Below are 25,614 nucleotides of genomic sequence, written 5' to 3' on the forward strand. Positions count from 1 at the left end.
AACTTTTAGATCAGCGTGTTTAGGTATAAATTAATTATAGGGTCTGTCATTATTCTGACAATGTTGGGGTGTTCTTCTAAAAAGAATACATCAAAAACTCGTATGTACCATGCTATAAACACAAAGTATAATATTTATTTTAATGCCAACGAAGCCTATAAAGAAACTTTAAAGGCAAAGCAAGCCGGATACCAAGACAATCTTTCTCAAATCATAGCTATATACCCCAGCCCTCCCATAGATGAAGAGCTGAAAAAGAATACGGGAGGAAGCTTTAATATAACAGTAGATAAAACTACTAAAGCGATAAAAATCCATTCGATCCGAACCAAGCCAGAGCGTGATCCTGCCAAAAGAAAAAATCAGGAGTATCAAGCATGGTTAAAACAACAGGAGTTTAACCCCTTCCTTAAGAATGCATGGTTGCTACTAGGAAAAGCCGAATTTCAGAATGAAGATTATCTACAAGCTGTATCTACATTACTGTATGTAACACGATTATATAAAGGAAACAATGATGTCGTAGCCGAAGCCCGAATATGGATTGCCAAGGCCTACACTGCTATGGGCTGGTTTTATGAAGCAGAAGATATATTTCACAAAATAAAACTAGCAGGAGGCGTTCCCGATAATTTAACCACAGAATACAACAAAGTATATGCCGATTTCTTAATCAAGAGAAAAGAATATGAAAAGGCAATACCATTCTTAGAGCAGGCTATAAAAGACGAAAGCAATGGTTTTCAGCGAATCCGCATGCGATATTTACTCGGACAACTATATGCCTATACCAAAAATCAAGAAAAAGCATATCAGGCATTCGAGAGTGTAATCGGACTAAACACGCCTTATCTATTTTCCTTCAATGCAAAAATGCAGCAAGCATCTTTTGTCAACAGTTCTAATAAACAAGAAATACTATCTCTACTCAACAAAATGAGTAAAGACCCTAAGAACAAAGAGTATTTAGATCAGGTGCATTATGCCATCGGAAACATCTATTTCAACAGTGAAGATACTGCCAAAGCTGTAGCCGAATACGAAAAAGCAGTAAAAGCAAGTATACGCAATGGCTACGACAAAGCTCTCAACCAGATTGCTTTGGGTGATATTTACTTTGCTCAGCAAAAATATTCGAAGGCTCAACCCAACTACTCAGAAGCTCTAGCTTCTCTAAGCAAAAAGCACGAAGCGTACCCAAGAGTCAATCTTAGATCTGAGGTATTAGATGAATTAGTAGTATACATAGAGGCTATTCATCTACAAGATAGTCTTCAATATCTTGCACAAAAGCCGTATGAGGAACAATTGGCAGTTGCCAATAAAATAATAGCAGATCTGAGAAAGAAAGACGAGGACGAAAAAAGAGAGCTGCAAAGGATTGACAGAGAAAATAATTCATCCTCTCAAAATCCAAATACCCCATTATTCGAACAAACGTCGCCTAATATACCCTCAGGTCCAGCAATACCAGGGGGTAATAATTCGTCTTTTTATTTCTATAATCCCCAATTAGTTAATCAGGGAAAAGTAGCCTTTCAGCGCAAATGGGGAAACAGAAAACTGGAGGACAATTGGCGCAGGCGCAACAAACGTGTTACTACTTTTGACGAAGACAATATTCCGGAAAAGGAAGAGGAGAAAAATCCTGATGCCCCGAATGCTCCCAAAGAGCCAAAAGATGGTACAGAAAATCAAGCAATTGTTCAAGATATTTACTCTCCTGAGTTCTATCTTCAACAAATACCAATGACCACAGAAGCTATAATAGCATCTAACGAAATCATTGAAAATGCCTATTTTAATTTAGGTAAAATATATAAAGATAAACTAGAAGATTACAATCTGGCAATAGATGCCTTTACAACCAATCTTTCACGTTTTCCTGATGGTCCAAACAGAGAAGAAATATATTACCAATTATTCTTAATCTATCTTAGATTAGGTAATAAAGAAATGACTGAACTATACAGGCGCTATCTGTTGAATTCATTCCCTAAGAGTTCATATGCTGCTGCATTAGCCGATCCTAACTATGAGTGGAATCTGAGAAATATGCATCAACTAGAAGACAACCTATATCAACAAACATACGAGGCATATCTCGCAGGAAATATAAAGACCGTAAGAGCCAACTTCCAATCAATGACCGAGAAGTATCCACTTTCGGCATTGATCCCTAAATTTATGTTCTTAAATGCTCTTACTTATGCCCAAACAAATGACCCCGAGGAATTCAAAACGCATTTGCGAGAATTAATCGAAACATATCCAAAAGCAGATGCTACACCATTGGCATCGGATATGCTAAAAGGTATCTTGGGAGGAAAAGTATTATCATCCGATTCGTCTCCTGCTCGTGGTATGATATGGGATATAAGATTTGGAATAGGAGAAAATCTTGAAGAAACCGCAGGAGTAGACTTTATTGCCGATCCTGAGGCTGAATATATGCTGCTGTTCATCTACAAATCTCAAACAATAGATAAGAATCAGTTAATATACGATGTAGCCAGCTATAACTTCTCTAACTTTATTTATCAGACATTCGATTTGAGCTTCACCGAAGCCAATTCACTAGAAATGCTACAAGTTAAAGGATTCAATTCTCTAGGTGAAATAGAATCTTATATAGACAAAGCCTTCGACAAGAAATCGTTGATGGATGAGCTAGATCCTTCAATTATTCCTCTACCAATATCAACTGATAACTTTGTTGCTCTAATGAACGGTAAGAGCCTTAATGAATATTTCTTGTTCTTCGAGAAGAATTACACCAAAGAAATGGTAAAACTAATCATGTACTGGAATCAACAACGTAGCAAGAGTGCAGCACAAGCTGAAGAAAAACCGCTACCTGAAGTTGCTGCTCCTGTTATTGAGGAAACTGAACCTGAAGTGAAACCGATCGAAACGATTCCAACAAGACCAATAACTCCACCTATAAAAGAAAGCAAAGCTGATTCTAAAGAAGAAGATAAAGAAATTGGTATTTCCGATGTACTATCGGACGACCAGATACAAATTGCAGATGAAGTAATCAACAGAACGATTGATATAATAAATAACCCTGTGGATGGATTGAAAAATCTATTCAACTCTTCGAGCAACAAGCCCAAACTAAGCAAAGAAGAAAAAGCTGCTCAGAAAGCCGAAAACAAACGACTAAAAGAGTTAGAGAAACAACGAAAAGCCAAGGCGAAAGCCGAAGAGCAAGCTATAAAAGATGCAGAACAAGCACAAATAGACTCAATCGCAAATGCTGAAAGACAAAAACAAGCAGAAGAAAAAGCTGCGATAGATGCAAAAATAAACGAACAGAAGAATGCTGTAAAAGCACGTGAAGATGCACGCAAGCAACGTCAGCAAGAGCTAAAAGAAAAAGAAAAAGCTCAAAAAGAAAGACTGAAAGAGCGTGAGCGCGAACGAAATGAGCGTCTAAAGAAACAAGAAGCCGAGCGCAAAGAAAAAGAGCGTCTTGCTAAAGAGAAACAAAAACAGAAATAAACTCTTGGGTAAAATAAACAAATAGAACTCACCCAACGTTAATCAATAAGAATAACTAACGAAACAAGAAAAATGGGAACAACAACCAGCACATGGAAAAAAACATTTGCTAAAATATTTATTGTCATTATTATATTGGCAATAGGAGGAGTTATTGCTTACTTCTACTTACCCTATGGAGATAGTAGTGTAAAAGCAGGACAGCTTAATTATGTAATGCACAAGGGAATCATATTCAAAACATATGAAGGAAAACTAATACAGACCGGAATAAAGACCGGGTCGGTAGGCGGGCTACAATCTAACGAGTTCGAATTCTCAATAGAAAACAAAGAATTAGCCCAGAGACTAATGAATCTGGCGGGTCAGAATGTAAAATTACACTATAAAGAATATTTTGGAGTCTTACCTTGGAGAGGTTATACCCGTTTCATTGTAGACAGCATTATTTCGGTAGAAGAAGCACCAACCCCCAATACAAATATAGATCCTAATTATCTTATAAATTATTAGGCTTAATACATAAGAAATAAAAAAGGACTAGTTAAACTAGTCCTTTTTTTATAAATTTCACGTTAGCCCAATTATCTTTATTATTAGAATGTATAAGGCTTAGTCCATGTTTATTACACTCCTCTGTAAGAGCAGGTATATCTTCTGTATAAAAACCGCTCATAAACAATATACCCTCGGGATTCAATACAGATGCATACACATGTATATCATTCAGTAGAATATTTCTATTGATATTGGCAAGTATAACATCAAAGGTTTTATCTCCTGTTAAAAGATCAGCTCCTCCGATTTGAACATCAATATTAGAAATCTTATTTAGATCTAGGTTCTCTTTCGCATTATCATATGCCCATTCGTCAATATCTATTGCAAGAATAGGATCTGCACCTCTCATTGAAGCCAGAATACCCAAAATAGCAGTTCCACATCCCATATCCAAAACCGATTTACCTGTAAAATCCATATCCAAGATTTCACGAATCATCAGTTCCGTAGTTTGATGATGCCCTGTACCAAATGCCATTTTAGGATCTATGTATATATTATATTCATACGAAGCCGGCTCGTTATGAAATGTGCTTTGAATTATACATTTATCATCTATAATAAGAGGCTTGAAGTAATTCTTCTCCCACTCCTCATTCCAGTCTTTTCCTTCGATCAAACTTGTTGTATAAGTTATTTTCGACTCTAACTGAAAATTCTCCAGCACCGCATCTATTGCATCCTTACTATAAAGACTCTCTTGAATATAAGCAGTAGAGCCCATTTCGGTATCTACAAAACTTTCAAAACCAATCTCAGCCAATTCAGCAGACAATACTTCGGTTATAATTTCACTATGAGGGTTGCAAAGAAACACCGCTTCAATATAATTCATCTTATCACTTTTTTTTATATACTATAAATACTCTCTTCAGATAAAGCAAGAATACTTTGCCTAGATATTATCTAATACTACGGAGCTACATGGAATAAACTATTCTTGTTATCTCCAACAAAAATATAGCTTTTACTTCAATAAGTTTCTAGTTTTCGTTCTTTTCGAGATGTTTTATTAGATATAATGCTCTCTTTTTTTTGTAAATTTTCGTTTCTTTACAAAAAGAATGGCATTTTTCTAGAACAAACATTAAAGTTCAAATGTTTAGGTTTCATCCGATTGAGTTTAGACTAGATAAACACCAGTCTCGTTTTTAGATTTGTTAAGGATATCACGAGCAACAGAGTTTTATTTTTTGCATCTTTGTAATAATTTGAAGTAAAAAAATAGACTTTATTAAAGCGTCTATTAAACCATTTGGTAATTTAGCGAGTCTAAGAGTAAATGAGTAAAAATTTGAATCGAATTCATATAATTAGAGAGGAGATAAAATAATGAAAAGGAGTAAATTGTTATTATTAGCAGCATTGCTGCCATTAGCGGGTTTCTCTCAAAATTGGGGGGATGACATCTACGGATCGGCTCCTTCAAGAAGACAAAATAGAAATGCACAATCTAATACAACTCAACAACCCACACGAGTTTATATAGAAAACGCGAATAATTCTAATGTAAATGTTTCCACCAGAGGAGATGTTTCGATAGGCATAGATGAAAATACTAATGTCAATATAGATGATTGGGAATTTGACAATAGCAATCCGTTCAACCTACGCTACGAAGATCCCAATAGTGTAAGAATATCAAGCGACGACAACATCAATGTCTTTATCTTGAATGGTTCTTTTGACGACTACAATGCAAATAACCTAACCACCAGTCTGGCTTGGCGAAATGATCCATGGAACGACCCTTGGAATAACTGGGGCTGGAACATGGGTATGGGCATGGGCTGGGGCATGCGTCCCTGGGGCATGTGGGGCATGGGTCCCGGCTGGGGCATGGGCTGGGGAGGCGGCATGTGGGGCTGGGGCGGCGGCATGTGGGGTCCCGGTTGGGGCGGTGGCATGTGGGGTCCTGGTTGGGGCTGGGGCGGCGGCTGGGGTCGCGGTCAAAGGATGACCAACAATCGACCTGGCAGAACCACTTCACGAAACGGCGGCAACAGAGGATCAGCTGCCTCAGGCAACAGAAGCGCAGCAAACCGTGGATCTTCGGGTAGAGATGCAACTGGAGGACGTACTTCGTCAGGTAGAGACGCTACCGGAGGACGTACATCTACAAACAGAGATAACTCAGGACGTACTTCAACTGGAAGAGATGCTACTGGAGGACGTACATCTACAAACAGAGATAATTCAGGGCGTACTTCAACTGGAAGATACGAAGGTACACGCAGTAGCAGTACCAGAGATAACTCAGGACGTACTTCAACCAGAGAATCAGGAGTTAGCACAAGACCAGCAACTAACAATGGTACAACAGGTAGAGGTGGAGCTGGAGCTGCTTCAGGCAGAACATCTGTAAACAGAAACGCTACCTACAATCCAAACACCGGAAGAATAGTTACTAATTCTCCAACAAGAAATACAACAGGCAACACTAATAGAGGTGGAGCGACTACCAACAACCGAGGTGGAGCTACAAGCACTAATAGAGGTGGAACAACAACCAATAATAGAGGCGCAGCAGTAAGCAACCAAGGATCTTCAACAAACAGATCATCGGGTACAAGTTCAAGACCTGCAACTAATAACAATAGAAATTTCAATACAGGAAGTTCTTCAAGCAGCAGATCATCAGGCTCATCTATGCAAAGATCTGCACCAAGCCGTTCATCAGGCGGAGGAGCTGCACGTTCATCAGGCGGCGGTGGTCGTAGTAGTGGAGGACGCAGATAAAATTGAAACAAAAAGAATGTTGAATACAAACAAAAAAGCTATTTTAACTGTTTAAACTAAAATAGCTTTTTTTAGAAATAAAAACAATAACTATGAAACGTATTTTTATTCTTGCTTTACTTTCCTCATCTTTCATAGGATCTGCATTAGCACAGGGAGAGATGGATGCTTTCAACCTTTCCTATACAGGTTTGAAAGGTACTGCACGTTCAGTATCAATGGGTGGTGCTTTCGGTGCTCTTGGAGGTGATATTTCGGGGATTGCAATCAATCCGGCGGGAATAGGCGTATACACGAAATCAGAGATCGTAACTACGATGAATTTCACCAACACAAGAACTACAACAAGACTGTATGATAGCAAAACTGACGACAGCAGATTCAAATTTAGTTTTGATAATATTGCTTTCGTTGGAACAGTGCCTTTACACAGTGATGTTGCTCCTTTAATCAATTTCGGATTTTCTTATAATCGCGTACAATCATTTGATCGAAAATACACGATGAAGGGTCATTTTGTTGATCAATCACAAACTGACTATATTGCAAATAGAGTAGATGGTATACCTTCTCGAGATTTAGAGTTGGCACAAGAACCATTTTGGGACAGACCCTCTGAGTATTGGCTGGGAGCTCTTGCTTTTGGTACAGGAATGATAAGTCCTACCACCCCCAACGGTACTAGATACCAATCGGTTTTGTCAGGGATGAAAAATCCTACGATTGATAATTATCTGCATGTATTCGAAAGAGGATCTGTGGATTCTTACGACTTTAATATGGGTACTACTTTTGCAGACATGCTTAGTGCCGGTCTTACAATTTCGGTTACTGATATCAATTATAATATTTCATCACTTTACAGTGAAGCATTCTACGAAGGAACAACTGGCGATCCAGCACATGAGTACGAAATGGATAATCAATTGAGAACAGACGGATCGGGTTGGCAAGTAAAAGCAGGTCTTATCTTCAAACCAATCCAAGAATTAAGAATTGGTGCTGCTTATCACTCTCCAACATGGTACAATATGACAGATAGATACTCTGTTCTTATGGATGGCTTCAACGGAAGACCTAACGTTTCATCAAGACGGGAAGAAGGTGTTGTATTTACAGATTATAAATTCCGCACACCAGATAAGTGGGTATTCAGTTTAGCAGGAGTTATTGCTAAAAGAGCAATAATAAGTGCAGACTACGAGCTAACAAACTATGGCAACATGAATTTACAGGATGCTAATGGATTTCAATCACCTGCAAATCAAGACATCAAAGAATCTTTCAGAAATTCATCAACATTACGTCTTGGAGCCGAGTTTCGTTTCACTCCTCAATTCTCGGGACGTGTAGGTTACATGTGGCAACAAAGTCCTGTAAAAGACATCTTAGTGAATGGTAGTGAAGACGGTACACATACAGCTCTTACAGCAGGAACTATAACTCACTTCTCGCTAGTAGGAGATTCTAACTATTTCACTTACGGACTTGGTTATAGATTTACACCTCACTTCTACACTGATGTGGCATTTGTAATGAATAGTCGTACTGACGATTTGTATAGTTTTGCTGGCTCAGACAAAGCCGAACTTAAAACAAATATGTTCAGTGGATTACTTACTTTTGGATATAGATTCTAAGAATAAAAGATACAATATACAAAAAAGCTGTGCTATTTAATTAGTGCAGCTTTTTTGATTTATAATACTTATTACCATTTGCTTTTTATACATTTGCAGAGCTAATAATATCAATAAAACTATGTCAACTTATACAGAAGATAACCGTAAAGTAACGACTCATCGTTTACAGGAAATGAAGCAAAGAGGCGAAAAAATCTCAATGCTTACATCGTATGATTATTCTATGGCTTCGATCGTAGATCAGGCAGGTATGGATGTAATTTTGGTAGGCGATTCTGCATCAAATGTGATGGCAGGCAATACCACAACTCTCCCTATGACTCTCGATCAAATGATTTATCATGGCAAATCGGTAGTAAACGGAGTAAAACGAGCATTGGTTATCATTGATATGCCATTCGGTAGTTGCTCGGGCAACCCTACACTCTCTTTAGAAGCTGCTATCAGAATAATGAAAGAAACTGGTGCTGATGCGCTAAAGATAGAAGGAGGCAAAGAAATTATTGCAGATATTAAAAAGATAATAGATGCAGGAATCCCAGTTATGGGACATTTGGGATTGATGCCTCAATCAATTAATAAATATGGTACCTATGCAGTACGTGCTAAAGATGGAGTAGAGGCTGACAAACTAATCGAAGATGCTAAACTTCTTCAGGAAGTAGGCTGTTTTGGAATTGTTCTAGAGAAGATTCCAGCAACACTAGCAGAACAAGTATCTAAAGAACTGACTATTCCAATGATTGGAATCGGAGCAGGAGCATACGTTGACGGACAAGTATTAGTAATCCATGATATGCTTGGTATCAACAAAGACTTTTCGCCTAAATTTCTTCGCCGTTATGCAGATCTTCATACTATAATGAGTGAAGCTGTACAATCGTATATAAAAGACGTGAAGGAATCTGATTTTCCAAATGAAAAAGAATCTTATTAAAGTCTAAAGCTTTTCATTACTTTAGTCTCTATAATTTATAAGAGTCAGCGCTAGAAAACAAGACTTTAAATACTGTCGCTTATTAAGAAAAAGCCAGTTCCAATAAATAAGCTTTTGATAGCTTAAGTATCACATAATAAAATAAAATATGCACAGCATGTCTGTTTGAATTATCGCAGACATGCTTCTTTAATATGAAAGTTTGTATAGCCGAAAAACCGAGTGTAGCCAGAGAAATAGCCAATGTTCTAGGAGCAAAAAATAAAAAAGACGGGTATTTTGAAGGAAACGGATACCAAGTAACATGGACATTCGGGCATTTCTGTACCCTAAAAGAACCACACGAATATTATCCACAATGGAAACGCTGGTCATTAGACTTACTCCCAATGATCCCTCCCCGATTTGGCATCAGGCTAATAGAAAATCAGGGAATAGCCAAACAATTCTCCGTAATCGAAATCTTATTTGCAAATGCGGTAGAAATAATAAACTGCGGTGACGCTGGACAAGAAGGAGAACTTATTCAACGCTGGGTAATGCAGAAAGCGCAAGCTAAATGCCCAGTTAAACGTCTTTGGATTTCGTCTCTTACAGAGGATGCAATACGAGAAGGCTTTCAAAATTTAAAAGAACAGAGCGACTTTGACAAACTGTATGAGGCTGGATTATCTCGCGCTATTGGCGATTGGTTACTCGGCATGAATGCAACGAGACTATACACCATAAAATATGGTCAAAATAAATCGGTATTATCTATTGGAAGGGTTCAGACCCCAACTTTAGCTCTTATTGTAAATAGACAATTGGAGATCGAAAACTTCAAGCCTGAGCCTTATTGGGAATTAAAAACTATTTATCGAAATACTACTTTTTCGGCAACTAAAGGACGATTTACAACAGAAGAAGAAGGAACACAGTTTCTAGAAGTAATAAAACTTGCCGATTTTGAAGTTACAGATGTAACGATCAAGGCAGGCGAAGAATTACCTCCCCGACTATTCGACCTTACCTCATTGCAGGTAGAATGTAATAAGAAATTTGCCTTTTCGGCAGAAGACACCTTGAAAATTATACAATCACTTTATGAGAAGAAGCTCACCACCTACCCTCGTGTTGACACTACTTTTCTGAGTGATGATATATTCCCCAAAGTGCCTGCAACCCTAAAAGGTTTGATGGGTTATGAAGATTTAGTAGCTCCTATACTTGCTGCTAAAATAAAGAAATCGAAAAAGGTATTCGATAATAGCAAGGTAACCGATCACCATGCTATCATTCCAACAGGAGTACGAGTCAATGCTCTTACTGAAAATGAACGTAAGGTATACGATATGGTAACCAGACGATTTATTGCAGTATTCTACCCGAATTGTAAAATATCGATAACGACTGTTTTAGGAGAAGCTTCTAAAGTTGAATTTAAGGTAACAGGAAAGCAAATATTAGATCAGGGATGGCGAGTTGTTTTCGAGAAGCAATCGAATAACTCCTCAGCTGACGACTCTGAAAGTAATGATAAAGATGAAGAGAATATACTTCCTTCTTTCGAAAAAGGGGAAAGTGGAACCCACGAACCTTCTTTAACCGAAAAGTGGACTTCTCCCCCTAAATATTATACAGAAGCAACATTGCTTCGGGCAATGGAAACAGCCGGAAAGTTCGTAGAAAATGATGAGCTGAGAGATGCTCTTAAAGAAAATGGAATAGGTCGCCCATCTACGCGTGCTGCCATTATAGAAACCCTGTTTAAGCGCAATTATGTTCGTAAAGAAAAGAAGAACCTTTTAGCTACAATAACAGGTGTGCAATTGATACAAACTATTCAAGAGGAATTACTCAAATCTGCCGAATTGACTGGAATATGGGAGAACAAACTTCGACAAATAGAACGTAATCAATATGATACAAAAATATTCATAGATGAACTAAAGCAGATGCTGACTCAAATAGTAATGAATGTAAGAAACGACTATTCGAGAAAATCTATTGAAATAGAAGAAGTCAAAGAGCCCGAAGAGAAACCTGCAAAAAAGACTTCTCCTCGTAAGAAAAAAGAGCCAACAGAAAAGAAAAAAGAGAAAACCTCAACACCAAAACCTGACGAAGCTGTATTATGCCCGCTCTGCAAGAAAGGAAAACTATTGAAAGGAAAAGCTGCTTATGGTTGTTCGGAATGGAAAGCAGGATGTACATTTCGTTTAAACTTCGATGGCAATGTTGAAAATCTTCACAACGATGAATTGAGGAAATTCTTAGACAAATAAATTTATGCAAGAAGAAATATTTCCATTAGTAGACGAACAAGGTAATGTAATAGGTCAGGCAACACGCAGCCAATGCCACAGTGGCTCTAAACTATTGCATCCGGTGATACACCTTCATGTGTTTAATGAAGCAGGAAAGCTATACATGCAAAAAAGATCGGCAACAAAGGATATACAACCCAACAAATGGGATTCGTCAGTAGGAGGACATATCGACTTGAATGAAACCCCTCAGCAAGCAGCATTACGCGAAGCTGGCGAAGAAATAGGTCTTAAAGACTTAACCATCCATTATATTGATAAATACATTATTGAAACAGATAGAGAGAGAGAACTGACTTACTGTTTCTATACTAAAACCAACCAAATACCGAAGGTGGATATGAAAGAAGTTTCCGACGGACGTTTTTGGGATATAAGCGAGATTAGCCAACAGCTAGGTAAAAATATTTTCACACCGAACTTCGAACTTGATTTCGGGCATTTTCTATCCAAAGGATTCAATCATTTAAATAATACAAAGTAATAACACAATGATACAGTTCAAACTTATAAAGGACGGAAGTAGCGTCCGCAAACACGATATAGAGATACTTAAGGCAACAATATGCAGTCTTACTGAGGATGAAGACAGCTATATCATTCTGGAGCCTAAAAACCCCATTGAAAATAGTATCTACATACAAGCCATCAAGCAGAACAATGAGTATTATGCAGAAATACGATTTGTATTCGGCTCCGATGATAATTTCAAGCATTATAGCCGAACATATACCACTCAAAGCGAAATAATAAATCTATTCTCTCAATACTATGCAGAAGGTAAAGTACCTAATGTGAATGAATGGAATGACGATACAGCAATAAATAAAGAAGAGACCGATGCTAAGATGATGAAGCTATACAAGCAATCGGAAGGCTCCACAAGGTATTTTGAAATATGGATCAATGAAGATAATACAATAACCATCCATAAAGGGATATTAGGAGAAGTTGGGGAGACTGAAACTATAGAAACCAGAAGTAACGATCTGCCATCAAACATCACACTCGCAAAATATGTGAGTGAACAAAAACAAATCGGCTATGAGGAACAAGAAGATCTCACCGAGTTTATTGTTCAATATTCATACGACAAAGACACGGACCAAGCAGAACTAACAGAGAAAAGAGATTACCTCGAATCACTATTTAATAATTGCCTCGGATGGACAGGAAATGGACATTGCGATGGTGGAGATATAGGGTTGGGAACGATGAATATTTTTTGCTACGTAGTAAATAAAAATATAGCTGTGCATACAATATTAGAAGTTCTGGAGGAAGAAGATCTTATGGATAATCTTAAGATTGCCTATGCGGACGAAAGTACAGAAGAATACATAGGGCTTTACCCTCCGTTGACTAACTTTATGCTATAAGTAATCAAATATATAAACAAAAAAGAACCGACTAATTAGATTGACTAGTCGGTTTTTCTTATTTTTCAAACTCTTATTTACCTCCAAACGTGAAGCTTACCGGAAAATAGACCGGAGAAGTGATAGGCGTACCACCAATCATAAAAGTTGGTTTGATTTGTACCTTCACATTAGACTTAGTATCGCTTATTCCTATAAAATTCTTAGCAATATTCTCTACTGCCGATTTAGAATTGTTAGTCATTAGCGTTGCTAGATCAACACCAATATTCAAAGGTAGAACCTGAGTTGTTCCCGCTGCAATATTCATCGTTTGATCAACATGTCCTGTTGTAAACTGTATATCATCTATACTTACAATATATTGCAGACCATTCATAATAGCAGCTGTTGTATTTGGATTTTTCACATTCAGATTTAGAGTAAAATTCATCGGAATAGAAGATGCTGCTCCCCCTAAGATTCCTAATAGCTTAGGAACACTCAGTGGTGATATTCCATTTGATAAGTTTACCCCTGATACCGTTAAGTTCGAAATAGATTTATAATCATACTCACACTTTGTTACGTTATAGGCACTGGTTAAATCGTTACTAACACCACAGCCCGAAAACATTACAGCTATACATATTAGCAATAATGCAGATAGTTTTTGTTTCATTCTATATTTAATCATTAAAAAATTATATCCTTTTTCATAAGTTCAACATTTGCTTCTTTGTTAGCATATAGCTTTGCTTTATTGCACGCTCTATATCCGAAATATACAACTTCACTTTTTTACGATCGTCCGATTCAAATAAGAATATAGATTTATTGTCTTCCTGATTCTTTGCAAATCCTTTAATGACATGATCGTGCTCTAAAACCAATCGAACAGAATCTATATTAAACGTACATTGCAAAAAGCACATTTTATCGTCTCGCCTTTTACTAATGTAGGCATCAAAACCATTGGCTTTAAAAACGATATTCCGAGTAGGTAAATCCAAATCAAATACCAGATAACCATAAATATCTTTTATTGTATCCACCAGATTAGGGTGAAGCTCTCCCGTTTCCTCTATATTATAGAATAACTCCCCTTGCAGAACAATATCCTCTAAAATTTCTTTTTCCAGCGTTTTATCTGATAAACCTAACTCCTCACGACAATAATCAGCAAAGCGAAAAACAATCTGCTTATCCGAAGAGTCCAAATATAAGGTTTGCGTTTGAGGCGAATAGTTATTGGTAACAATCTCATAAAAAGCCTTAAACTCGTTTATGGTTTTATCATTACCGATCATCATCATTTTTGCGAGGAGAAATTCCAATTGAGTAATCTCCGATCGGTCTAATTGTATTTCAGTACCATCTACCTGTTTTTCAAAAACACCCTGCAAAGTGTCTATAACCTGATTATACAGAGTTATTTTCTGCTCAAAAACCTTTTCACTACGACTCTTTTCGACTTCGGTTTCGGTTTGTTTATTCAACAAAACCATCGTAATCACCGCCGCAAAAATAGTCCCGAAAATAGCAGCAGCAAATTCTTGCGAAGCTTTTTGTCCTAAGTGTTCAAATAGAGGTTCAAAAGCCAAGAATGAAGAAAAAGCAATTACAAAGACAAATAATGCACTTAGTAAATTCTTATATTTTTTTTGAAACTTCATTGCCATGCTTTTATATTTTATTACCTCAAAAAAGACCCTTAAGGTTCAATTCTAAATTATTTAATCGTAATCATTGTCGCTCCAAATCCATATTCTTTAAAAGATGCATCCTGATAATTCATCGTACTATATCTAGTCTTCAAATCACTCAAGATAGCTTTCTTTAAAACACCCTCTCCTTTACCATGAATAAAGACAATCTTCTGACCTTTCTTTGCTTTATTCTCATCCATTATCTCTCTGAATTTAGTAATCTGATATTCAAGAATATCTTTTGCATCTAAACCAACTGTAGAATCTATCAGTTCCTCAATATGTAAGTCTACTTCAAGAATAGAAGATGATGTATCTTTCTTTTTAAGAGGCTGTGGTTGTTGACGATCTAATTGTTTCTTCTCTTTCATCGCTTCTTCAATAACCTCCGCCGATACAAACAGTTCTCTTTCTGTCAGGTCATTTTTCATCAGATAATAAATGATAGCTTCTTCATCAAAGTAATCATTCTCTTTGAAACTATGCAACTTATAGAATTTAACTGTATCAATTCTAATTTCCGAAGAACAAGGATTCTTCAAACTGAAAGGCTTGTCTACTTTATATGGAATGAACTGAACACATACTTTTTCCAAATCATTCAGATCAGTCTTAGTAAATTCTTCAAGAAAGATCTTTGTATTAGGTTCTATAGTCCCTGTGGCACGACTTATCCATCCTTTATCAGATCTGCTCATATAGTTATAAGACAGATAGAAATTACTATCATTTACTAAGTAACATTCGTACCCTGTTGTACTCAATGTCTTTATATCAAGAGGCAGATAAGCTAGGCAAGCTGTAATACGCTCTCCCTCTTTAGTCTCAACAACAGAAACACTCTCTACCTTAGGCTCTTTCTGATAAGATGTAACTTCTTGCGCCTTTGGCTTTACCGACTGACGCACTTGAGCCTCATTTGCAGGTTCTATAACTATACACTCTCTAATAAGTATCGGTGTATCAAACCCATCATCGTCTACTATTACTATATCTTTACCTTGAAAACCTTTTACGATTCCGCCTCCCGTTGTATTTAGAAAACGTACTTTATCTCCTACTTTCATAAAATATGATATTTGAGGGTCTCAGACCCATTTATTCTTTCTTTTTACAGAATCTATTATTCTACAAAATACGAAAATAAAAAGGTCTACAACCTTAATACTTTCATATTCATACAAAGTTGATTAATTTTGGCGGATAAAAAAAGAGAATAATGGAATTATCAGACCCTCGTCATATACATATTAAAGATTATAACTACGATCTACCCGATAACAAGATAGCCAAATATCCACTAGAAGAGCGAGACAATTCGAAGTTATTGGTTTACAAAGACAAAACGATCACAGACAGCCGTTTTTCTTCTATTATAGATTATCTACCGGATGATAGCCTAATGATCTTTAATAATACGAAAGTAATACAAGCACGTCTCCACTTCAATAAATCGACGGGAGCTCAGATAGAAATATTCTGCCTAGACCCATATTCACCTCACGACTACAATCTGATATTTCAAGCCACAGAAGAGTGCTCATGGCAATGCATGATTGGCAACTTAAAAAAATGGAAAGAAGGAATACTCGAAAAAGAAGTAAAGATTGATAATCAAACAATATTACTAAAAGCTGAGCGAATAGAATCGGCAGGCAATACACATATTATCAAATTTGGATGGAATAACCCTCAATATACATTTGCAGATATTCTTGATGCAGTTGGAGAACTTCCCATCCCACCCTATTTAAACCGTGATACAGAAGAAAAAGATAAAGAAACTTATCAGACACTATACTCAAAGATAAAAGGCTCTGTGGCGGCTCCTACTGCCGGATTACATTTTACTGAAAAGGTATTTGAGAAACTAAGAGAAAAAGGTATCGAAACCAACGAAGTTACTTTACATGTTGGAGCAGGAACATTTAAGCCCGTTAAGAGTGAAGTAATAAATGACCATGAGATGCATTCCGAATTTATTTCGGTAAAGACAGAAACTATAGAACACATACTTTCTCACAAGGGAAATATAATTGCAGTAGGCACAACATCAGTGCGTACACTCGAAAGTTTGTATCATATTGGGGTTGCTTTGGAGAAGAATCCAAATCTAAACACACTAAAAGTAGAACAATGGCAGCCTTATAGCAGTTCTTTTGACAATAGCATTACAAAAGAAAAAGCCCTAAAGAACATTTTAGATTATCTGGATAAGCATTCAATAAACACTTTACTTGCCGATACTCAGATAATGATTGTTCCGGGCTACACTTTTAAAATAGTAAGCGGCATAGTTACTAATTTTCACCAGCCGCAAAGCACCTTATTATTATTAGTTTCTGCCTTCGTCGAAGGCAATTGGATGTCTATCTATAATCACGCACTAGCTCACGAGTATCGCTTTCTGAGTTATGGAGATTCGTCTCTGTTACTTCGTTAGTCGTTTCAGCCAAACCTTCTTCAATCGTTTTAAATACGTAACCTTGTTCTTTGAACCATTCAATAGCCAAAGGCAGTGCGTACTTCATATTCTTTTCGGCTTTTATAGAATCGTGAAACACAACAATAGAACCATTGCGTCCATAATGCTTCACATTCTCTAAGACCTCTTCGGGAGTCTGCTTATTACTATAGTCACGCGTAACCACGTCCCATAGTATAATCTTATATTTCTTACGAAGTTTAAAAAATTGAGGTAAACGCATATGTCCATGAGGAGGACGAAATAAAGGTGATTCTATATACTCCGATGCCAATTCAGCATTCTTCATATAACTCTTCGTACGACTTTTTATACCTTGTATATGATTGAATGTATGATTACCGACACTATGTCCGCGATCTAAAACCTCCTGATAAATTTCAGGATACTTCCTTACATTGTCACCCACGCAAAAGAATGTAGCTTTTATGTCATACTTATCCAACAAATCCAATACCCATGGAGTAAGCTCCGGTATTGGCCCATCATCAAAGGTCAAATAAATTACTTTTTCGTTTCTGCTAGGTAGCCTCCAATATCCTCCCGGAAAAAGAAGTCTATAAACTAACGGTGGTTGTTCTATCAACATATCTATAAAAAAAATAATATCATCATCTATAGCCATAGAAAGCAAAAATCGTGCCTTCCATGACTATAGACGAAATATTATCTTAATTGCTGCTTTGACTTGTATATTCTTTTAATAATCCAGGACTAAATTGTTGCATCAATGCCATTGACTTCTGTGCCAATTCTTCTTCAAGCTTCTGGATTTCAGAACCTTTCTCTGCAATATAATATCCTCTGATAGATGTATCTGTAATATTTTTTAAAGCATAATTTCCTAATGCAGGTACTCTATTTGTGAAATATAACTGAGCATAGCCTTGTAATTTCTCAATTAGGGCCTTGTATTTTACCATATCACCATGCTGTTGATAAACCATTGCAATACGCAATATATTATCAAAATTGGTTTTGATATCGCCTGCCGCACCTGACATTTGTTCAGGTTTCAAACGATGATACCAATTTAGTGAACGTTCTGATCTATCTAAGATAATCTTAATTACTGCTTCTGCTTTTTCGGGTTGACCTATTGCAAAGTATGCATCAGCAAAAGAAACCGATTCGCCACCCATAGGCACTGTGTTAGCAGGAATTACTTTCAAACAATAATCTAATGCAGAAAGAGCTTTATCATCTTTTCCTTCATTAATAAGAGCAGCAATCAACTCATTAAACATGATTCTGAATGTTTTACACATTCTCATGTTATTCTCATCCAAATATACTTTGGGATCATCGATATTACCCCATTTGAACTCATTAACCATATTGTTATAAGTAACCTCTGTATTTACACCAGTAGGACTAATTTTTCCGGGAGTAATACGGTATGCCAAACCTTCAAGCATGAAATGATTATCCTTCAAATTCATATACATGTCACTACCTACAGTAGTTGCAAAATATATCGGACGCTTCCATCCTTCTTTATTGATATTATTCAACATTTCAAGAATCATCAACTCTTGGCGGTACAATACATTTTTGTTACCCAAATTAACCAACATATGAGCCGATGGTTGAGCACTTAAAGCTTTCCAATCAACAGTTGTTGTATCTATTGGCATATATAGTAAATTTCCAGGTATGATAAATTCATTACCAGTACTTTCTATAAACGGATTCTTTGGTACATAACTATCTTGGGTTTTCAAGATATTCATAATATAATCTAAAGAAACGGTATCTGTAAAAGCATTCTTATCGTAATAATTTGTAAGATCGATATTTTGCTCATTCTGCACCTTATCCATCCACGAAGTACCCGAACTTTTCTCAAATTGTCGTTTCAAAACATTTTCAATCTGTTCTTTTGTAATAACGTAAGCATACATCCCTTTGTCCCCAATGTAGCGCGATTTATCCCACTCAATTGGAAGAGGCTTAGAATCATACGCCTGACGACGCATCTGGTCAACATACCAGTCGGTTTGTAGATAACTCAAGTTGGCAACACGCACATCTGTACGGAAACCTTCAACTTCCTGAGCATACCACAGAGGGAATGTATCATTATCTCCATTAGTAAATAGGATACCATTTTTTTCAACACTCTTCAGATAATTCATTCCGAAATCGCGCATTGTATAACGGTTAGAACGATCGTGATCATCCCAGTTCTGAGAAGCCATTTGTACAGGAACCAATAGTGCTACAACAGTAACAACAGCAGCAGCCACAGTTTCGGGAACATATCGTTTGAGCAATGTCCAAAGAGCAGCTACACCTAACCCTATCCAAATACTGAATGCATAGAAAGAGCCTGCATAAGCGTAATCTCTTTCACGAGGCTCATACGGTTTTTGATTCAGATAAAGAACAATAGCCAGACCCGTCATAAAGAACAGCATGAAAGTTATCCATAACTGCTGTTCACCTTTTTTCCCTCTACTCAATTGGAAGAATATACCGAAAAGACCTAAAATAAGAGGCAACATGTAATAAGCATTGTGTGCTTTATTATCAGCGATATCCGGAGGTAAGTTATCTTGAGGTCCTAATCCTAATACATGTTCATCGATGAAGCTAATTCCGGTAATCCAATTCCCATTGCTCATTTCACCTGATGATGGAATATCATTTTGACGACCTGAGAAGTTCCACATAAAGTATCTCCAATACATAAAGTTTATCTGATACTTGAATAAATATTGTAAATTCTCGAAGAATGTAGGAGGAACTTTAGGATCTGCAATATCACCCCAATTTTTATATCCTTGAATATGACGAGCCTCATCAGAATACATACGAGGAAACAACATCGTATTGGTATATTCATATTTGGGCGCCTCACTAGCTACGAAATAACGATCTTTTTCATCCGGAGATTTCTTCACTATTTTATCATATCTCGATTTTTTCGAAGCTTCAATCGCTTTTCCACTAGCATCTCTCTTCACTTCAGAAGCATATGTGCGTCCATAAACCAACGGAGAATCACCATACTGTTCACGATTCAAGTAATCAGTCAGTGAAAATACATCTTCCGGTGAATTTTGATCCATCGGTGTATTAGCTGCAGAACGAATAGGAATTACGGCAAAAGAAGAATATCCGATCAGGATTACCAACAAACACAAAAGACTTGTGTTTACGAGTCTGAAAGTCATTTTCTTTCCTTTAAAACAGAAGAATATCAATCCTCCCAACAATATGATCCACAACAAGACATTCGATCCGATAAATGTAATTCCGGATAGAGCCATCGTTAAAATGAATGCAATTTTAGCTCGTTGCAGACTACCCTTAGTAGCAAGTGTCTCATAAAGACCCCAAGCCAGAGATAAAAGAAGAACTATTAGATAAAAGAACACTCCTGTATTATAAGAGAAACCTAAGGAGTTTACAAAGAACAATTCAACAGCCCCTCCTACTTTAGTGAATCCTGGAATAACACCGTACATAAGAACGACAATTAAACCCATCGAACCTAGAAGTGCCAATAAGATTCCTTTGAAATTAGGAGTACTCGTCTTTTTGAAATAATAAACCAATACAATTGCAGGAATACAAAGTAGATTCAATAAGTGAACACCTATCGAAAGTCCCATAGCATAGGCTATTAAAACCAACCATTTATCTGAGCCCGGTTTGTCTGCACGATTTTCCCATTTCAATATTAACCAGAATACCAAAGCGGTAAACATCGAAGAGAAGGCATAAACCTCACCCTCAACAGCTGAGAACCAGAATGTATCTGAGAATGTATATACTAATGCTCCTACAAGACCCGAACCAATGATAGCAATCATTTGTCCTAAAGACATTTCCTTTTCGGGATCGGTATATATGAGCTTCTTTGCGAGATGCGTTATTGTCCAAAATAAAAAGAGGATAGTTAATGCACTCAGTAATGCGGACATGGTATTTACCATCTTGGCCACCTGAGTCACATCAGAAGCAAACAAGGTAAAAAACTTACCGGTCAACATGAAAAAAGGAGCACCGGGAGGGTGTCCCACCTCAAATTTATATGCTGAAGTAATAAACTCCCCGCAATCCCAAAAACTTGCAGTCGGTTCGATTGTCAACAAATAGGTAATTGCTGCAATAATAAAGCTTAACCACCCAAAAATGTTATTGACTAAGTTATACTTTTTCATGTTGAATATTAGATATTTATTGTAAAAATACGTGATTTAAATATTGTGTCTATAAGAACAAAGTTGCAAATATAGTTAAATGAAAGAAAATAAAGGTGTTCATTATTTTTTTTTAAGGTCTCATGCCTCTTGTTTAAACTTTCTCTCCAAAATAATAAACTTACGCCCATCTTTTTCAAAGATCTCGTCAGTTTCCACAAAATCGAACTTTTTATAGAAATCAGTCTTTTCAATTCGCGAATTACACCATACCCTGTCGAATTGCATATCCTTCGCATAATCCAATACCCACTTTACTAATTCAGTTCCATATCCCTGACCTTGATATTCGGGCAATGTAGCAAACTTCCGAAACTGCAACTCTCTATTATTCAAAAACAAAGACAATACACTCACCAATATACCTTCTTTATAATATCCTATATGTAAGCCTTTATCATCATCCGGCAATATCACATAATCCTTGTCTTTATCAGGATACATTACTTTATGACGGATCTCCAATACATCTGCGTAGGCTACTTCATTTATCATGCTATATATATTTTTTAGGAAACGAAGGTAAGATTCTACATCGAAAGAACGTATATTTGCATTGTATAAAATATGTAACCTATGAAAAAAGTTTGTTTTTTGCTTGCTGCCATATTGATTTCAGCATCAATCTTTGCCCAGACATTAAACCTTAGAGATATTACCGATGGCAAATACAGAGCCAAAGGAATTCCATCCGCAGCGTCCTCAGTAGATGGCGAATTTTACTTCCAAGCAGATCAACAGCGAACCAAAATTATAAAGTATTCATACAAAACAGGCCAAGCTGTAGAAACGGTATTCGATATACAGACAGCGAGAGATTGTACAATTCCATCTTTTCAGGGTTTTATAATGAGCCCCGATGAAAATCGCCTTATTGTATATACCAACAGCGAACAGATATTCCGCCATTCATTTAAAGCAGATTATTATTATTTTGACATACGGCGCAATCTTATACGTAAGTTGAGCGACAATAAATCAAAACAAATGGCTCCCGTATTTTCTCGTGACGGGCGTATGCTTGCTTATGTATGTGATAATAATATATGGCTGTCTAAATTTGATTTCGGTACAGAATCTCAAATCACTAAAGATGGAGTGATTGGCAAAATAATAAATGGAGCAACGGATTGGGCTTACGAAGAAGAGTTCGGAGTTACAAGTTTAATGGATTTCTCTCCTGACAACAAGCTATTGTCTTTTGTTAGATTTGATGAAACAAATGTTCCGGAATTTACTTTTCAGAATTTTAGTCAACAATTATATCCTGATTTTATCTCCTTCAAATATCCAAAAGCAGGAGAAGCAAATTCAAAAGTAACATGTAACATTTTTGATATTGAGTCGAAAACAATCAGACCAATTAATTTCCCTGCCAATTCCGAATTCGAATATATTCCTAAGATTGAATTTACACCAACTTCTCAATTAGCAATAATGACATTGAATCGCGATCAAAACGATTTCAACATGTATTTTGCAGACCCAAGAAGTACTATTGCCAAATTAATACTCAAAGAACAAAATGACAGATATATTAATTACGACTTCTTCAACTCCATCAATTTCATAGGAGATCAATTTACTTACATAAGCGAAAAAGACGGATACAGTCATATATATATGTACTCGCTTACAGGTGTGCCTCAAAAACAACTGACATCCGGACATTATGATGTAATGGAGATTCTGGCATGCGACCCTATAACTAAAACAGTTTATTTTCAAGCAGCCGAAGAAAGCCCTCTACAACGAGCCATATATAAAGTAGACATCGTAAAAGGAGTTAAAACAAAACTATCAACAAAAACAGGTTATAATACAGCCTCTTTTAGCTCCAACGGCAAGTACTTTATCAATAATTGGTCGAATACAGAAAACCCAACTGTAATCACTATGAATGATGCATCGGGTAAAGAATTACGAGTACTCGAAGATAATAAAGAATTAAAAAACAATGTAGCTTCGCTTCGTCTTCCTAAAAAAGAATTCATTACTGTAAAAGGAGCCGATGGTACTTCACTAAATGCTTGGATGCTAAAACCAGCGAATTTCAATCCAAATCAGAAACATCCTTTACTAATGGTTCAATATAGTGGACCAGATTCTCAAGAGGTTCTTGATCGTTTTAGTATTGATTGGACTGATTTTCTTACCACTCAAAACTTCATAGTAGTAGCAGTAGACGGAAGAGGTACAGGAGCCAGAGGACAAGAATTTAGAAAATGCACCTATATGAATCTAGGTATAAAAGAGTCTGACGACCAGATTGCAGCTGCACGATATTTCGGAACACTGCCATACATAGATGCCTCAAATATTTCTATCTGGGGTTGGAGTTATGGAGGATACAACGTATTGATGAGTTTAAGCAGAGGAAATGGCGTATTCAAATCAGGAGTTGCCATTGCTCCCGTTACCAACTGGCGTTTTTATGATTCGGTATACACAGAGCGTTATATGCGAACTCCACAGCAAAATGCTTTAGGATACGAAAAGGGATCTCCTATAGCACTTGCAGCATCATTATCAGGAAAACTTTTATTAGTTCATGGAACAGCAGATGACAATGTACATTTCCAAAACACCATAGAATACACATCTGCATTGATAAAAGCAAATAAGCAATTTGAATTATTTGTCTTCCCCGATCAAAATCATTCTATACCCGGAAGTCATAATAGAAATTATTTATATACAAAAGTTATTGATTTTTTGAAACTTAAATAAAGCGAGAACGCAGGAACAAAAAGCTCCTGCGTTTTTTTACTTTATATAAGTATTGAAATTTACATTATATCATATATATTTACAACCCGATGCGTAACAATGACGAGTTTATCATAGTTTCTTAGTATATTAGAATATATAAATCGATTACTCAATAAACAAAACTTATTGATAATTGTTTTAATATAAAATCCTGAAAAATAGGGAAATAATAGGTTTCGTATTCAATAAAAAAAGAACAATAAGACACCTACGCCCTTGGGATTTAACCACCTGTATTTATGTAATTTATGATTTCAAAAGGAGCAAAAAAATATTTAGTAAATCCCTCTTTGGGACTACTGGCTAGTATACTATATATAGTATTATTTACCACAACAGGAAATATTGGCTATTCTCTGATAATCTCTGTCCTCTTTTCAGGAGCACTAGATATTATCCTAAGATTTTACACAAAAGCGAATGCGTGTGGACTAATGTTTATTCTTAATTTTATATCATTATTCTTTACGCTGATACTTTGGTATATCCTACACAAAACTACAATTCCGGCCCTCATGTATCTCGTGTTTTTCGAGATAACATTTGTCTGCCTTCTATTTGTAACCAGATTGGGTAAAGCTTATATAAACATGTACTTAGGTAAAAAGCAGAGTATTATCCAAAAGACTTATTTAGGAGAATTTTTTGATATTGCAAAGCTTACGCAATATGGATTGACATGTCATTTGTTCATCCTTATGCTTTATCAACTAAGTCGAATACATTTAGAGTCAAGCCCTCTTGCGGACACTATATTCTATAGCATAATACCGATAGCAATACTTGCAGGCATAATTATTTATGAGGAAATAAAAACTCGAAATATCGTAAAGCAGCTTAGAAAAGAAGAGTGGTTGCCCATAGTAAACGAATCGGGTGAGGTAACAGGTCGTATAGCAAAGTCTGTATCGTCTCAAATGAAAAAACGCTTTATGCACCCAATGGTACGTATAGCTCTGATACATAATGGAGAAGTTTATGTTCAAAAAAGAGGAAATAATAGTTCAATAGACCCTTCGGCTTACGATCACCCTTTCGAGAAGCTTATGCTTTTTAATCATGAGATCAACATATCCGTAAGAAATAGTATTTCCAGATCGTTAAATATGCAAGAATTACCTTTCAATTTCTTATTAAAATATGTATTCGAGAATCAAGATGTGAAACGTTTAGTATTCTTGTTCGTATCCAGAATCGAGAATGAAGAGCAACTAAAAAGCATTAGTTTATTAGATGGTAAATTCTGGACTACAAAACAAATAGAAGATAGTCTAACAGAAGATAATATATTCAGTGAATGCTTCCAATTAGAATATGAGTATCTTAAAAACACAGTTATTCAAGCAGATATTCTAAAAAGAGAAGTCTCGCATAAAGAATAAT

Annotated in this window: 18 protein-coding genes; 11 read left to right on the forward strand and 7 right to left on the reverse strand. The window is 36.4% G+C overall.

What is annotated here, in order from left to right; genetic code table 11:
* Positions 1-102: 102 nt before the first annotated feature.
* Entirely contained in the window at positions 103-3,507 is a 3,405-nt protein-coding gene (locus tag IR022_RS09530) for a hypothetical protein (protein WP_194203527.1), read from the forward strand.
* Positions 3,508-3,579: 72 nt separating this feature from the next.
* Positions 3,580-4,020 (forward strand): hypothetical protein, encoded by a 441-nt coding sequence (locus tag IR022_RS09535; RefSeq protein WP_194203528.1) that lies wholly within the window; start codon positions 3,580-3,582, stop codon positions 4,018-4,020.
* A 31-nt stretch (positions 4,021-4,051) separates the two neighbouring features.
* Here the strand turns inward: IR022_RS09535 and prmA are convergent, their stop codons facing one another.
* Positions 4,052-4,903 carry a 50S ribosomal protein L11 methyltransferase gene (gene prmA, locus IR022_RS09540; protein ID WP_194203529.1) on the reverse strand — a complete coding sequence of 284 codons (852 nt, stop codon included), beginning with the start codon at positions 4,901-4,903 and terminating at the stop codon, positions 4,052-4,054.
* Positions 4,904-5,400: 497 nt separating this feature from the next.
* On the opposite strand from prmA, the gene IR022_RS09545 reads away from it, so the two are divergent.
* The 6 genes from IR022_RS09545 (at position 5,401) to IR022_RS09570 (ending at position 13,075) form a co-directional block, all read left to right on the forward strand.
* Positions 5,401-6,807, forward strand: a complete 1,407-nt coding sequence (locus IR022_RS09545) for a hypothetical protein (protein ID WP_194203530.1) — start codon at positions 5,401-5,403, stop codon at positions 6,805-6,807.
* A 92-nt stretch (positions 6,808-6,899) separates the two neighbouring features.
* Positions 6,900-8,447: an OmpP1/FadL family transporter gene (locus tag IR022_RS09550; protein WP_050709771.1), complete on the forward strand. Its 1,548-nt coding sequence runs from the start codon at positions 6,900-6,902 to the stop codon at positions 8,445-8,447.
* Positions 8,448-8,568: 121 nt separating this feature from the next.
* Positions 8,569-9,387, forward strand: coding sequence for a 3-methyl-2-oxobutanoate hydroxymethyltransferase (gene panB, locus IR022_RS09555; RefSeq protein WP_050709770.1), 819 nt, complete (start codon positions 8,569-8,571; stop codon positions 9,385-9,387).
* A gap of 194 nt (positions 9,388-9,581) precedes the next feature.
* The gene (locus tag IR022_RS09560; RefSeq protein WP_194203531.1) at positions 9,582-11,654 is read left to right on the forward strand and encodes a DNA topoisomerase 3; all 2,073 of its coding nucleotides are present in this window, start codon (positions 9,582-9,584) and stop codon (positions 11,652-11,654) included.
* Between the two features lie 4 nt (positions 11,655-11,658).
* Positions 11,659-12,180, forward strand: coding sequence for an NUDIX hydrolase (locus tag IR022_RS09565; RefSeq protein ID WP_194203532.1), 522 nt, complete (start codon positions 11,659-11,661; stop codon positions 12,178-12,180).
* 7 nt (positions 12,181-12,187) lie between these two features.
* Positions 12,188-13,075 carry a hypothetical protein gene (locus IR022_RS09570; RefSeq protein ID WP_194203533.1) on the forward strand — a complete coding sequence of 296 codons (888 nt, stop codon included), beginning with the start codon at positions 12,188-12,190 and terminating at the stop codon, positions 13,073-13,075.
* Between the two features lie 73 nt (positions 13,076-13,148).
* On the opposite strand, the gene IR022_RS09575 is transcribed toward IR022_RS09570, so the two are convergent.
* The 3 genes from IR022_RS09575 to IR022_RS09585 are packed head-to-tail and all read right to left on the reverse strand — an operon-like array spanning position 13,149 to position 15,830.
* Positions 13,149-13,736 carry a hypothetical protein gene (locus tag IR022_RS09575; protein WP_194203534.1) on the reverse strand — a complete coding sequence of 196 codons (588 nt, stop codon included), beginning with the start codon at positions 13,734-13,736 and terminating at the stop codon, positions 13,149-13,151.
* Between the two features lie 34 nt (positions 13,737-13,770).
* Positions 13,771-14,730 carry a hypothetical protein gene (locus IR022_RS09580; RefSeq protein ID WP_194203535.1) on the reverse strand — a complete coding sequence of 320 codons (960 nt, stop codon included), beginning with the start codon at positions 14,728-14,730 and terminating at the stop codon, positions 13,771-13,773.
* Between the two features lie 56 nt (positions 14,731-14,786).
* Positions 14,787-15,830 carry a DUF2027 domain-containing protein gene (locus IR022_RS09585; RefSeq protein ID WP_194203536.1) on the reverse strand — a complete coding sequence of 348 codons (1,044 nt, stop codon included), beginning with the start codon at positions 15,828-15,830 and terminating at the stop codon, positions 14,787-14,789.
* Between the two features lie 152 nt (positions 15,831-15,982).
* Here IR022_RS09585 and IR022_RS09590 point away from each other — a divergent pair, with 152 nt between their 5' ends.
* On the forward strand, positions 15,983-17,206 hold the full coding sequence (locus tag IR022_RS09590; protein WP_194203537.1) for an S-adenosylmethionine:tRNA ribosyltransferase-isomerase: 1,224 nt from the start codon (positions 15,983-15,985) through the stop codon (positions 17,204-17,206).
* On the opposite strand, the gene IR022_RS09595 is transcribed toward IR022_RS09590, so the two are convergent.
* The 3 genes from IR022_RS09595 to IR022_RS09605 all read right to left on the reverse strand — a co-directional run bounded on the left by IR022_RS09595 (position 17,133) and on the right by IR022_RS09605 (position 21,954).
* Positions 17,133-17,837 (reverse strand): polysaccharide deacetylase family protein, encoded by a 705-nt coding sequence (locus IR022_RS09595; RefSeq protein WP_082204095.1) that lies wholly within the window; start codon positions 17,835-17,837, stop codon positions 17,133-17,135. The genes IR022_RS09590 and IR022_RS09595 overlap by 74 nt on opposite strands.
* Positions 17,838-17,919: 82 nt before the next feature.
* On the reverse strand, positions 17,920-21,420 hold the full coding sequence (locus tag IR022_RS09600) for a DUF2723 domain-containing protein (protein WP_050709301.1): 3,501 nt from the start codon (positions 21,418-21,420) through the stop codon (positions 17,920-17,922).
* Positions 21,421-21,540: 120 nt separating this feature from the next.
* Positions 21,541-21,954 carry a GNAT family N-acetyltransferase gene (locus IR022_RS09605; RefSeq protein ID WP_050710173.1) on the reverse strand — a complete coding sequence of 138 codons (414 nt, stop codon included), beginning with the start codon at positions 21,952-21,954 and terminating at the stop codon, positions 21,541-21,543.
* Positions 21,955-22,035: 81 nt separating this feature from the next.
* Between IR022_RS09605 and IR022_RS09610 the strand changes: the two genes are divergently transcribed.
* Positions 22,036-24,189 (forward strand): S9 family peptidase, encoded by a 2,154-nt coding sequence (locus tag IR022_RS09610; RefSeq protein ID WP_194203538.1) that lies wholly within the window; start codon positions 22,036-22,038, stop codon positions 24,187-24,189.
* Between the two features lie 290 nt (positions 24,190-24,479).
* Entirely contained in the window at positions 24,480-25,613 is a 1,134-nt protein-coding gene (locus tag IR022_RS09615) for a hypothetical protein (protein ID WP_194203539.1), read from the forward strand.
* Position 25,614: the final 1 nt, after the last annotated feature.

Origin of the sequence: Dysgonomonas sp. GY617 (assembly GCF_015233815.1) — a bacterium.
Lineage (GTDB): Bacteria > Bacteroidota > Bacteroidia > Bacteroidales > Dysgonomonadaceae > Dysgonomonas_A.